Source organism: Janthinobacterium sp. KBS0711, assembly GCF_000988085.1.
GTDB classification, from domain to species: domain Bacteria; phylum Pseudomonadota; class Gammaproteobacteria; order Burkholderiales; family Burkholderiaceae_D; genus Janthinobacterium; species Janthinobacterium lividum_E.
The window spans coordinates 125472-137955 of the sequence record NZ_LBCO01000011.1; the positions used below are offsets into that span (position 1 = coordinate 125472).

The 12484-nt window shown below is 61.8% G+C and carries 10 protein-coding genes; 2 read left to right on the top strand and 8 right to left on the bottom strand.

All coding sequences use genetic code 11. The features are described 5' to 3' along the window. The first annotated feature begins 401 nt into the window (after positions 1–401). Entirely contained in the window at positions 402–3251 is a 2850-nt protein-coding gene (locus VM94_RS06945; protein WP_160309277.1) for a TonB-dependent receptor, read from the top strand. Between the two features lie 53 nt (positions 3252–3304). Here the strand turns inward: VM94_RS06945 and VM94_RS06950 are convergent, their stop codons facing one another. Next, positions 3305–3559, bottom strand: a complete 255-nt coding sequence (locus VM94_RS06950; RefSeq protein WP_046682805.1) for a hypothetical protein — start codon at positions 3557–3559, stop codon at positions 3305–3307. 21 nt (positions 3560–3580) lie between these two features. Then, positions 3581–4366, bottom strand: coding sequence for a DNA/RNA non-specific endonuclease (locus tag VM94_RS06955; protein WP_046682806.1), 786 nt, complete (start codon positions 4364–4366; stop codon positions 3581–3583). Between the two features lie 217 nt (positions 4367–4583). Here VM94_RS06955 and VM94_RS06960 point away from each other — a divergent pair, with 217 nt between their 5' ends. Continuing rightward, positions 4584–5111, top strand: coding sequence for an SRPBCC family protein (locus VM94_RS06960; RefSeq protein ID WP_046682807.1), 528 nt, complete (start codon positions 4584–4586; stop codon positions 5109–5111). 77 nt (positions 5112–5188) lie between these two features. Here VM94_RS06960 and VM94_RS06965 read toward each other — a convergent pair whose 3' ends face one another. The 6 genes from VM94_RS06965 to VM94_RS06990 all read right to left on the bottom strand — a co-directional run bounded on the left by VM94_RS06965 (position 5189) and on the right by VM94_RS06990 (position 12372). Continuing rightward, positions 5189–6202, bottom strand: a complete 1014-nt coding sequence (locus VM94_RS06965) for a response regulator (RefSeq protein ID WP_046682808.1) — start codon at positions 6200–6202, stop codon at positions 5189–5191. After that, positions 6195–7292 carry a hybrid sensor histidine kinase/response regulator gene (locus VM94_RS06970; RefSeq protein WP_046682809.1) on the bottom strand — a complete coding sequence of 366 codons (1098 nt, stop codon included), beginning with the start codon at positions 7290–7292 and terminating at the stop codon, positions 6195–6197. The genes VM94_RS06965 and VM94_RS06970 overlap by 8 nt, the downstream gene beginning before the upstream one ends. Before the next feature lies 1 nt (position 7293). Further along, on the bottom strand, positions 7294–8637 hold the full coding sequence (locus VM94_RS06975) for a sensor histidine kinase (RefSeq protein WP_046682810.1): 1344 nt from the start codon (positions 8635–8637) through the stop codon (positions 7294–7296). Beyond that, the gene (locus VM94_RS06980; protein WP_046682811.1) at positions 8637–10031 is read right to left on the bottom strand and encodes a class I SAM-dependent methyltransferase; all 1395 of its coding nucleotides are present in this window, start codon (positions 10029–10031) and stop codon (positions 8637–8639) included. The genes VM94_RS06975 and VM94_RS06980 overlap by 1 nt, the downstream gene beginning before the upstream one ends. 413 nt (positions 10032–10444) lie before the next feature. After that, entirely contained in the window at positions 10445–11470 is a 1026-nt protein-coding gene (locus tag VM94_RS06985; RefSeq protein WP_046682812.1) for an AraC family transcriptional regulator, read from the bottom strand. Further along, positions 11470–12372, bottom strand: coding sequence for a GGDEF domain-containing protein (locus VM94_RS06990; RefSeq protein ID WP_046682813.1), 903 nt, complete (start codon positions 12370–12372; stop codon positions 11470–11472). The genes VM94_RS06985 and VM94_RS06990 overlap by 1 nt, the downstream gene beginning before the upstream one ends. Between the last annotated feature and the right edge of the window lie 112 nt (positions 12373–12484).

Genomic DNA, 12484 nt, shown 5'->3' on the forward strand with positions numbered 1-12484 from the left:
ATTTAAAACGAGAATAATTATAAATTATTCCTTACAAAACAATATCTTACCATATTTACGGTGTATTTTTTTCATTGCTTATTTACTAATTTTCAAACATTTCTTAGCATAGAATCTTTTTCCTGCCATCAATTTTTTACCGAATATGTAAGCATAAAAATATTCTGGATAAACTGTTGTGTCAACGTGACAATATTAAAAAAAAGCATGGCGCAACTTTTCCGAAGATGTTTTTATAAAGGTCTAGGCAAAACTGTTTATACGGTTCTGCAACAAAAATCGCTGAAGCGATCCACTAGACCGGGAAAGCCGCACATCGCACAACGATGGTCGGCCATGTGTTCAGCAGTTGAAATTCGATGGAGAATATTTTGCTTAAAAAAATAGTCTTGAAACAAAGCGTGATCGCAGTCGCCCTGACCTTGTCTTCCTCGCAGCTGGTCTACGCGCAACTGGCACCACAGGAGCCGGCGCTGCAAAAAATTCTCATTACAGGTTCGAACTTGAAGCGGGCCGACAAGGAAGGCACCTCTCCTGTCGACGTGATTACCGCCAAGGATATCAAGGACAGCGGCGTATCGACCGTTGCCGAACTGATGAAACTGGTGCCATCCATGGGCTCCGACACCAACCAGGACCAGGCCAGCGGCAGCGGTTTTGCCAAGGGCGTCGCCACGGCTTCGCTGCGTGGACTGGGCTCAAGCTCCACCCTGATCCTGCTGAACGGACGGCGCATGACGCCTTCGGCCTACGCCGACCCGAACAACGGCAACTCCACCCTGTATGACTTGAACAGCATCCCGCTGTCCGCCCTGGACCGCGTCGAAATCCTGAAAGACGGCGCATCGGCCGTCTACGGCTCGGACGCCATCGGCGGGGTCATCAACTTCATCACCAAATCGAACTATCGCGGTGCGCAAATCGCCGGCAACGCGGGCGCCAACGACGATGGCTTGTTCCGCCGCAAGAACGTAAATGGCTTCTTCGGCACGGGCGACCTGGACGTCGATGGCTACAACGTCTTCGTCGCAGCCGACTTCTCGCAACGCGACCGCGTTGCCCGCCGCGACGCCAAGGATGTCGCCTACTCGACCTATCAGGATTTGAACGGCCGCTTCCGCTCCAACTACTCGAGTTCCGTCTCGAAATACGCGACCGTGTACCGCGAATCATCGCCAGGCTCGCGCAACTTCGGCGTGACGCAAGCGACTGCGCCTGCGCGCGTAACCTTCAACCTGGGCTGCGACCCGTCGGAACGCATTACGGGCGGCACCAAGGATGGCCTGCTGCCAACGAGCATCCTCATTGGCCGCACCTTCTGTAACTATGACCTCGATCAATTCCTCGAAAGCCAGGGCGACGGCCGCGATGCCAGCGTGTTAAGCCGCGGCACCTTGAAGCTCAGCAGCAGCGTCACCGGCTACGCGGAAGCGGCTTACACGCGCTCCTCACGCTCGTACACGGGCGCGCCGATCTCCCTCGGCACGACCTCCGTCACCAATTACATGGCGACGGGCCTGGCCGATCCATTCCAGGCCATCCTGCCGATTGGCCATCCGGACAACCCGCTGACGAATGCCCGCGCATCGGTTGCCTACCGCTTTGAAAACCTGCGTGGCGGATCGGAAACGGTCAACCAGAACATGCGCCTGCTGACGGGCCTGCAAGGCGATCACTTCGGCTGGAGCTGGGACACCGGCCTGCTGTGGAACCGCTCGGAACGCGATGAAACGCAATATGGCCGCCTGTACCTGCCAACCTTGCGCAAACTCAATACCGGCACCTCGCTGGCGCAGCTGGCGGCCGATCCGACCATCGGCTACGATCCGAAAAGCGAAGGCGTAGCGGAAATCGTCCAGCTGGACGGCAAGGCCAGCACGGAATTCGGCAAGCTGGGCGGCGGGGCCATGGGCCTGGCTATCGGCTTCGAACTGCGCCAGGAGAAAATCCGCATCGATCCGGACAGCAAGGTTGCCAACGGCGAAATCTACGGACAGTCCAATACCATCATCGACGGCCAGCGCAACGTCAAGTCGGCCTTCGTCGAACTGCGCACGCCATTCACCAAGAGCTTCGAGATGGACTTTGCCGGCCGGGTAGACAAATATCCTGGCATTAAAACCAACTTCGTGCCGAAAGTGGGCGCCAAGTGGACCGCCACGGATACGCTGGCCTTCCGCGGCACGTATGCCGAAGGTTTCCGCGCTCCCGCACTGTCGCAAGTGACGCCAGGCGGCGCGCAATTCTTCCTGCAAGGCGTGTGGGATCCGAAACGCTGCCAGGAAGATGAAAGCACCCCGCGTCCCGGCGGCGTGACGGCCGACTGCAGCAAGTCGATCTCTGGCGTCGGTGGCGCCAATCCGGACCTGAAGCCGGAAACGTCGAAAAGCTACTCGCTGGGCCTGATCTACTCGCCAACCTCCAACATCGACGTGGTCGTCGACGTGTACCGCGTGCGCAAGGAAAAAGAAGTGGCGCTCGGTACGGCCAGCGAAGCACTGAAGAACGAAGACCGCTCGCCGGAAAACGTCCTGCGCGACCAGAACCCGGCCAACTTCATCACGGACGCAAACGGCAATCCGATTCCCGGCACGGGCACCTTGTTGTCGGTCAAGACGCCTTGGTCCAACCAGGGTTCGACCGAACTGCGCGGCGTCGATTTCGAAGGTCGTCTGCGTAACAAGCTCGGTGAATGGGGTTCGCTCAGCACCGCCTTGCGCGGCACGTATGTGTACAGCTACAAGCTGGAGCAGCACGAAGGCGACACCGTCAACAACGTCGCGGGTACCCGTCCTAACCTGTACGACTGGCAATTGTCCACCGGCACCGACATGCCGAAGGTCAAGGCTTCGCTGACCACCAACTGGACGCGTGGCGACCATAGCGTCAACGCTTCGCTGAACTTCGTTGGCAGCGTATCGCTCAAACGTAGCCGCGACGGCGCCGAGATCTACGACCAGCCTTTCTGTTCCTTTGGCACGAAGAAGCCTACCGATGCGGCGCCGGATCGCAATACCACGATCCCTGGCTACGAAACGGCCTTCCCGGACTGCAAGGTCGCCAGCTGGACCACGGTGGGCCTCGGTTATACGTACACCGGCTTCAAGAACCTGAGCCTGGGCATCAACATCCAGAATCTGTTCGACCGCGCCGCACCGTATGATCCCGACTACCCAGCCGTCGGCTACAACGAAGGCTTGCATAACGCCTATGGCCGCTACTTCACCTTCAATGCGCGCTACACGTTTTAATTAACGCCATGCAAAGGCAAACGCCTCCTCCGGGAGGCGTTTTTTTTTGACCACTACTCGAAGGGATTGGCTATGGAGGTCACCTCGGGCGGCGGCAGCTGGTCCGGCAGTTCCTGCTTTTCCAGCTGCGCCACTACGTCGGCCAGCAGTTTTTGCAGCTGTTTGGCCAGGGCCAGGCCCGGCTTGTCCAGGGTCAGGTCGATGTCGCCGCTGATGCTGATGCGGTCGATCCGGTTTTCGATGGTCAGGCTGCCGATTTCCAGCACATCGCTTTCATTGGCATACGGGACGAATTTCTTTGCGCACATGGGATTTCCTTTTTGACGGTCTTATTTTTTGGACTTGCTCTTCACCTTGGGCAAACTCAGCATGCGCAGCTTTTGCTGGCGCGTCAGCGACGGTAACAGATCGATGCCGATCCTGTCTTCCAGTTGTGCAATGCTCAACACTTCATACGTCTTGGTGTCGACGTTTTCAATGAAGTAGGCAGCGCCGGCGCGCTGGCGCGGACTGTACACGGCCTTGTACAGATGGCTGGGCACGATCACCCGGCCCACCTTGCGCAAGTTGCCGCCAATAAAAGCCGGCCCCGTGATCACGTACAGGTCGCCCTCTTTCTTGGCCATCTTGCGCACGGCGCCTTCGATGCCGGCCCACACATAGCGGTTGTTGCGTGAGTCTTGCGGCACCATGTTGGCCAGGGTAAAACTGTCGCGCTGGCTCTGGCGGTCCGGCATGTCGCCGTTGGGCGCCATGTGGCCACGGTCGAAGCCGCTGCGCGCATAGTCGGCCAATTCCGCGCGCTGGGCGGCGGGCAGCTTGCGTTCGGCGTGGAAGGAGTTTTCGCGCGACAAATCCTGCGCCGCGTCCAGATTGTTCGCCGTCAAGTGCTCGGCCGACCACAGCGGCGTGCGGGTGATACCCGAATGCATCACGCCAAACACGTTGTAGCACAGCTCCTTGGTCGCCACGTCCAGCTTGGGGTTGGTGATTTCCGGCTTGCGGCCATCGACGTAATGGGCGGGACAGACATCGGCATGCGCCAGGTTCGCGGCAAAGGCGGAAGCCAGCAAGCCGCACGCCAGGGTCAGCCTGGCGATCGATCGTTGAATCATATTTCCCTAAGTGAAATCTTTGCAGGCCAGCATTCTAGCGGACGCGGGCCATCACCACAAACCCGCACCAGCCTGGCGTGCGCGCCTGGAAACGGGCAGGCAGGCGGGCCTGCGCAGAGCTGGCGCAAATAAAGGCCAACAGGCCGCGCACAGCCATTCATATCTGCTAAGATTGCCTAGATTCGTTCGCATCGACCATTCAAGATTTGGAGAGCATATGATCAAAAAAACCCTGCTGCTGATCGTTGTCGTCGTCGCCGCCATCCTCGGCTATGCCACCACCAAGCCCGATACTTTCAGTGTCCAGCGCGAAATCACCATCAAGGCCCCGCCCGAGAAAATCGCCGCCCTGATCACGGACTTCCATTACTGGGCCGCCTGGTCGCCGTGGGAAAAGCTCGATCCCGCCATGCGCCGCACGTTTGCGGGTCCGGCCAATGGCCTGGGCGCGCAATATGCATGGCAAGGCAATGACAAGGTGGGCGCCGGCCGCATGGAAATCACGGAAGCGGCCCAGCCCGAACGCACCGTCATCAAGCTGGACTTCCTCAAGCCGTTCGAAAGCCACAATACCACCACCTTTACCATGACGCCGGAGGGCGACGGCACCAAGGTGAACTGGACCATGACGGGCCCCAGCCCTTACGTCAGCAAGGTCATGACGGTCTTCGTCAGCATGGACAGAATGATCGGCAAGGATTTTGAAAAAGGCTTGAACAACCTGAAGGCGGCCGCGGAACGCTAAGCCCGCTCGCAGCAAATGCAAACAGGGCCCGCGCGGCCCTGTTTTCTTTGGCGCCGGCCCCTTGCGGGCCGGACTGATCAGAACTGCTCGATCCAGGCCGCCAGGTGGTCTGGCGTGAGCGCCGGCTCAGCCTGCACCACCTTGCCCTGCAAGCCCAGTTCCGTCTTGCTCAACTGCAGAGACCAGCCGCGCCGCGCCAGCCACAGCAAGCTGGCCAGCCAGAACGAGTGGATGGCCGAGACGGGCGACGTGGTCGGCGTTTCCAGGAATTCCGTCAGCAGCCGCCCATCGAGGAACAGCGCCGTGCCGCCCTGGTTTTGCAGCGCCGCGCCGAACACGGGCAGCAGCATGTCGATCGCCTGCTCCACGCCACGCCCCGGATGCTCGCGCTCGAGCGTGTCGAGCTGCTGGCGCACGGCGGCGGCAAAGGCCGTGCCGCGGAAGGCTTCCGAACTGACCAGGTCGGCATAATCCATCAGCAGCCAGTTCGGCTCGGGCGGCGTGACGCCGGCCGTCAGGGCCGCCGACAAATACGCTTCCACGGGCAGCTGCTGCTCCGGACCGGCCAGGCTGGCGCACAAGGCGTACAGGGTGCCGATACGGTTGGCGACGGCTTGCCGCTGGCGCACCATCAGCTTTTCGCGCAGCAACTGGGCGTGTTCGTTGCGCAAGCGCGCCAGTTCCAGCGCCTGTTTGAGTTCCATGCGCAGCGCCGCGATATCCCATGGCTTCTGGATGTAGCGGTGGATCTGCCCCTGGTTGACGGCTTCCACCGTGTGCTCGAGTTCGGAGTACGCGGTGGTCAAAATGCGCACGATGTGCGGATGGCGGTCCCAGGCGTACGACAGCAACTCGTTGCCGTAAGCGCCAGGCATACGCTGGTCCGACACCAGCACGGCGATGCGGTCGGCCTGCTCGTCGAGGATGCGCTTGCCCTCCTCGACCGAGGTCGCCGTCAGCACGTCGGCCAGCGGCGCGATGGCGCGCTGGAAGTATTTGAGGGCGTTGGCCTCGTCATCGACATAGAGTATCGTCGGCAAGCCTTGCGCCGGCTCACGCTGAGCCGGTAAACGCAGATTGGCGTCAATCATGCTCGTTCCTTATATGTACTGGAAAATTCAGGGTTACCGTGGTGGAGGCGCCAAACTCGGTGGCGATATCGAGGTTGCCGCCGAACGACTGCATCATGCGGTGGCAAAACACCATGCCCCAGCCCTTGCCTTCGCCGCCGCTGGCACTGACGGGGTCGATCAACAGCTGCTCGACAATCTCGGGGGCGATGCCGGCGCCATTGTCGCGCACCGTGATGCGGCCGGCATCGATGCGGATGCCGATTGCAGGATGGGCTTGCTCACCGGCCGAACGCAAGGCATTTGCCAGCACGGACGATAATATCAGCGCAACGCAATTGGGCGACTCGGCAATGGAGAAATCTTCGCCCACTTCGACCGTGATGGCGGCGCGCTGGGCCGTGCTCAAGGGATAGCTGTCGAGCAAGGCGTCCAGCAACTGGCGCGCGCTGCCGGCGCGGCGTCCGCCCTGCATGCCGGGCCCGGCGCTGGCCAGGCGCACCGTGTCGATAAAGCTGGCCAGCACGGACAGGCAATAGCGCGCATTGTCGTGCATCAGAGCGGCCGCTTCGCCGATCTCGGCCTGCGGTGCGGCGTCCGCCTGCGCGCGCCGCGCAATGCCGCGCGCAAAATTGGCGATGGCCGCCAGCGGCGTATTCAATTCATGTGCGAGGAAAGCCAGCGACTCTTCCATCGCCACCAGGCCCTGGCGGCGCGCGGCCCGTTCGCGGCCCGTCTGCACGGCCAGCTGCAGCGCCGTTTGCATGGCGGCCAGGTCGAGCGGCTTTTCCAGCAGGCGGAACAAGGTGCCGCCATTGATCAGCTCTAGCAGCACGTCCTTGTCCGCATACGCGGTCACCAGCATGCAGACGATGTGCGGATAGCGCTGCGCCACTTCCTGCAGCAGCTCGCTGCCCAGGCGGTCCGGCATGCGGTAATCGGTGACGAGCACGTCGATCTGGCCGGCCTCGTCTTCCAGCAGAGCGAGCGCCGCATCGACGCTCTGCGCCGTCAATACGCGGTAACGGGGACCGACGGCGCGCTCGAAATACTTGCAGGCGAGCGCTTCGTCGTCCACGTACAGCACGCTGGCGCGGCTATCGCTGTCCATGCTAGCGGCCCTCCCAATCGGAGCGCTGCAAGTCGAAATTCATGCTGGCCCATTCGCCCAGCTCGCTTTCGGCGCTCAATGTTCCGCCGTGGCGCTCGATCACGCCATAGCTGATGCTCAGGCCCAGTCCCAGCCCCTGCCCCACTTCGCGCGTGGTGAAGAACGGCTCGAACACGCGCGCCAGGTTTTCCGGGGCGATGCCGGGACCGTTGTCGCGCACGCTGATGCGCAGGCGGTTGTCGTCCCAGTGGGCCGTGATGCGGATCTCGAACGGCGGCGCGTTGCCCTTGCGCATGGACAGCACGGCATTGCCCAGCAAGTTGATCAGCACGCCCACGATGGCCGCCTCGTCGCCGCGCACCAGGGTGTCGACCGGCAAGTCGTGGCTGATGCTGACATTCTTCGTTTCATGGCCCACCAGGCGGATGGCCGCGTCGAGCGCGCTGCGGAACTGGAAGTGTCCCGTTTCCAGCTGGTTGCCGCTCTTGCGGTAGGCAAACGTCTTCAAGTCGGACACGATGTGCTGCACGCGCAGCATGCCCTGCTTGGCGTCGGCCAGGCATTCGCTGACGAGCGCGCTTTGCTGGGCCGCCGGGTCTTCGATGGCCACTTCGATGGCCATCATGCAGAAATTTACGGGGTTGTTCACTTCATGCAGCATGCCGGCGGCCAGGGTGCCGATGGCGGCCATTTTCTCTTGCTGCAGCATCTGCCCCTTGATATCGGCCAGGCTTTTGTTGGTTTCTTCCAGCTGCGTGTTCTTTTGCGCCACTTCCGCCTTCAGCTGGAACAGCATGAAGCGGGCGCGCTCGTTGAAATAGGTAAACACGGCGCTTATGCTGGCCGACATGATGAGGAACAGACAGTTGACGACAAAGGTGCCCGGCAAGTCGAAGCCGCCCGCATGCCAGGCGCAGGCGACCACGTACAGCAGGCAGGAGATGGCGCCGAAGACCATGTTTTGCCACAAGCCGAACGCCAGCACGATGCCCGACGAATAAATGGCCAGGGTCATGCCCACGTAATAGATCGAGGTGGCGCCTTCCGTGACGGCGATCATCCAGGCGATCATGATTTGCGGCAGGATCAGCCAGACAAAAGTCAGCCCCTGGATGCGGTCTTGCGCCCAGCGCGTGCGCATGGCCAGCACGACGCAAAAAATCAGCACGGACACGACAATGCGCGCGCTGGTAAACGCCGACTGCTTGTCCGGGTACAGGGCTGAATCGAGGCCCATGCCCAGCAGGATCAGCACGATGCCCGTGTACGCCCCGCCGCGGCTGAATTCCAGGCGGAAGTCGCGCAAAACGGCCGTGTAGCCGGCGTGCAGGCCTGGAGTATCCATCAAGGAATGCTCACTTCCGCGAACACATTCACGCCCGTCGCGTCGACATAGATCAGCGGATTCGTCGCATGCTCGGGCAGCAAGGCCGACAGGCCCTCTTCATTGCGATAGATCAGATGCCACTCGAGCAAATGCTCCATGCCGAACTTGCCCGGGTTATTCGCATGCACATTGGTGACGAGCAAACGTCCACCCGGCCCCACGCGCGAGGCAAAGTGCATCAGCAGGCGCGCGCACACCTTGTCGGACAGGTAGTCGAACAGGCCGGCGCAATACACGGCGTCGAAACTGCCGGGCAAGCCCGTGATGCCCGAGCCATGGCGGCGCTTGAGCAGGTTATGCACGGAATCGTGCACATAATCGATCTCGACCACTCGTCCCGTGCGCTGCATGATGGTCGTCAGGCGCGCGCGCGTCCAGTCCAGGGTCTCGCTGCTGAAGTCGACCAGCTCGAAGGCCAGCCACTGCGCGTCGGGGCACGTCTCGAGGAAACGCTGCACCTCGATGGCGGGACCGCAGCCCACGTTGAGCACTTTATACACGCGCCCGGCAGCACGCGCCGCGGCGGCCTTTTGCGACAGGAATTCCGTCAGGATATCGATGCGGTTGCGGTGCGCCGTGGCGACGGCCGCCTGCAGGAAAGCCGCATTGACGATCTGAAAATACGTGCTCGGCCCCTGGCGCGGATCGTCGAGCAGCTGGTTGACCATCTGGTAGTCGCCTGCATAGCCGAGCGGCTTGGTAAACGTGCGAAAGACGAACGGTGCGCGCAGGATCAAAGGATGCAGCGCCGCCTGGGCGAACGCGCGGTGGGCCGGCGCCCGCTCTTCCTCGACGAGCGAGGCTTCCACCTCGAGCTGGCGCAAGTAAAGCTGGGTCTGCTCCATCAGCGGCAAGGCCAGCTCGTCGAAGATATCGGGGCGCAACCGGCCGTTTTCCTTGGGCAGCGAGTCGGACAAGTCGACCTGCTCGACCCAGCGCGCCACTTCCGACAGGAAGGCGCGCATTTCGTTGACGACGATCTGGTAATCGCGGCGGATGCGGAAGCGTTCGCCCCAGCCGGCGACAAAGGCGCTGGACTCTTTCAGTACGGCGCCCTTGACGACGACCACGTCGCTCAGCTCGCGCCACTCGTCGATCAGGGTCACGGAAACGATGGCGGTCAGGCCCGTGTTGACGCTGCTGATGACGACGGCCTTGCCCACGTAGGCGTTCTTCGCCCCCATGCGCACCGTCACGTCATTGAGCACCTCGCTGACCTGCACAATCGAGTATGGATTGTAGATTTCCATGACGAGCGAATTGCGCTGCAAGTTGAAAATCGTGCCGCGCACCGCCTCACCTTGGGTGTTGCGGAAACTGACGACTGGATCGATCTGCGATTGTGAATACACGATTGAGCATTATCAAGTTGCCCGGTTTCCGGCGCACCACACTGGTGACACCCGATTCCAGGCTGGGTTAAGGCACGGCACACCAGTCGTTTGCCGCCGGCGCCGCCATCGCAATGGCGGTATTGCGGCGTCGCGCGACGCCGTGCCGGAGCGCCTCAAAGCGCGTCTGTTCGCTCTCTGATCGAGTGTACTATGGATGTAGCAGAACGGGCAATTGTTCCCTCAGGAACAACTGCCCGTGGCGCTGGCGCGCAACGTCCGACAAAACCCGCGCGCCCCACATGGAATGGGCGACGCCCATCAAAACCGTAGCGAGCGGAAGTGAATTGCGGCCGAGAAGCGCAACTGTGCTCTAGCACAGTGAGCATCGCAGGCCGTAAGTCACGACGCGCAGTAGGTTTTGATCGGCGTTCTCATCCAGCGACGAACAAGGCCAGCGCATGACGCAGCAACTGTGGCGTTTGCCCCGTCCAGCGCTTGAACGAACGGCGGAAGTTGGTGGCATCATGAAAGCCGAGGTAAGCGGCCACGGCGTCGTTGTCGTAGCCATGCGCCTGGAACAGGTAAATCGCCTTGTGCGCGCGCACCTGGTCCAGCTCGGCCTGGAAATGCGTGCCATGACGCGCCAGATGGCGTTTCAGGGTAGCGGGACTGACGCCGAATTCCTGCGCCGTGCGCTCCAGGGTCGGTGCGCAACGGATATTGGCCAGCAGGTAGTCGTACAGCGCACCGAGCAGGCTGGCCGCCGGCACGGGCGCCAGTGCCGCTGCGCGCAAGGCCAGCGCGGCCGCCGTGGCATTGCCGCGCGGCCAGGGTTTATCCAGCCAGCTGGAATCGATGAGCATGGCGTCGACCTGGCAATCGAAACGCAGAGCCTGGCCCAGGTGCACCTCATGCTGCTCCACGTGGCGGGGCCGCGCGCGGTTGAAGCAGAAGCGCCACGGCAAGGACTCTCCGGCCAGCCAGCGGCACATGGCCGCCAGCGCCGTCATGTGCATTTCCACCAGAAATGGCAACTGGCTGGGCGCGCCGAACGCATCGACCCAGTACAGCACGTGCATGTCGCCCGCTTCGCGCAAGCGCGGTTGCAGCAGCGGACACAGCAAGGTATGAAAGTCGCACAGCATGGTCAAGGCCTGGCGCAGATTCTGCGCCTGCAGCAAGGCATGGCTGGCCGCGCCGTAATGGCCGGGCAGCATTTGCTGGCCCAGCATGAAACTCGTGTCGGCACTGTCCAGGCCGCGCGCCACGTTGGCCAGCAATTGCAGGTATTGCGCGGCGCTGACCTGGCTTTCCGCGGATGGCAGCGCGCCCCCATCGAGGCCCGTGCCCTTGAGCAGCGGCGCCACAGCCAGCTCCCGGCTGCGCGCGTAATCGAGCACCAGCGCCGGCTGGTGATGGGCCGCGATGCTGGGGTCGCCTTGCTGGTTCAGCGGCATCAGGCAGGCGCGGCGGAACTGATCCCGGCACCGGAGCGTGGCGTCTCCACGGCCCGGCTCAGCTCGGCCAACACCACTTCCGGCACGCCATCGGTGAGCGAGCACGCATGCCGCAAGCTCAAGCGGATTTCGCGGTTGTCGTTGGCGTAGTGGCGCATCTGCCCCACCATGGCGCACAGGTGGCGCGCCTTCACGGCCGCATCCTCGCGCGACACGCCCGGCATCAGCACGGCGAAGCGGTCGCCCGCATAGCGGCACAGCAAATCGTCATTGCGCAAGTTCAAGAGCAGCATGTGGCCCACGGCTTGCAGCACGCGGTCGCCTTCGCGGTGGCCGTATTCGCGGTTAATCAAGTGAAAGCTGTCGATATCGAGCAAGACGAGCGCGCAATCGAGGCCGGGCCGACGTTCCTGTTCCAGGCGCATCTGCGTGCGCAAATAGCTGGCGTCGGCCAGCTGCGTGATGCGGTCGAAGGCGCGGTGGTCGCGGAACAGGCGTTCGCGCTTTTGCAAGTGCTCGTTCAGGCGAAACTGTTCCTGGCGCCAGTAATACATGCCGATCGTCACCAGCAGCATGCCAAACGGAATCAAGCCTTCGAGCCAGTTATCCCACACGGCGCTCTTGTCGACGGCGAAAAATTCATCGAGGCAATCAGCCCAGGAGCCCAGCATGATGGCGCACAGGCCGCCGGCGATCAGGCTCGTCACCAGCCCGCGCGGGCGGCTGCTGAGGGTAAACAAAAACCAGATGCCCGCCATGACGGCCGTGCCGCCTTCGCAGACGATATCCATCCACTTCCAGATGGCAATCGGTTTAGGGTGCCCTAACGTGGCGTACAGGAACAAGAACAGGGGCAAGGCCAGTGCGGCGGCAATCAGGCTGTTACGGTGCAATGGCAGCATGTGGGAAAACCTTTAAAAGTGGTGCTGTCGCCACGATAGCGCCCGCCCATGACGGCACGATGACATGCCCCACGCCCGTGCGGCAGGTGCAAACGGCTCAGCATTACCATGG

Coding starts and splice junctions, on each gene's coding strand:
- VM94_RS06950 (WP_046682805.1), bottom strand. CDS start 3,559: ATGTGCGCAAAGAAATTCGTCCCGTATGCCAATGAAAGCGATGTGCTG.
- VM94_RS06955 (WP_046682806.1), bottom strand. CDS start 4,366: ATGATTCAACGATCGATCGCCAGGCTGACCCTGGCGTGCGGCTTGCTG.
- VM94_RS06960 (WP_046682807.1), top strand. CDS start 4,584: ATGATCAAAAAAACCCTGCTGCTGATCGTTGTCGTCGTCGCCGCCATC.
- VM94_RS06965 (WP_046682808.1), bottom strand. CDS start 6,202: ATGATTGACGCCAATCTGCGTTTACCGGCTCAGCGTGAGCCGGCGCAA.
- VM94_RS06970 (WP_046682809.1), bottom strand. CDS start 7,292: ATGGACAGCGATAGCCGCGCCAGCGTGCTGTACGTGGACGACGAAGCG.
- VM94_RS06975 (WP_046682810.1), bottom strand. CDS start 8,637: ATGGATACTCCAGGCCTGCACGCCGGCTACACGGCCGTTTTGCGCGAC.
- VM94_RS06985 (WP_046682812.1), bottom strand. CDS start 11,470: ATGCCGCTGAACCAGCAAGGCGACCCCAGCATCGCGGCCCATCACCAG.
- VM94_RS06990 (WP_046682813.1), bottom strand. CDS start 12,372: ATGCTGCCATTGCACCGTAACAGCCTGATTGCCGCCGCACTGGCCTTG.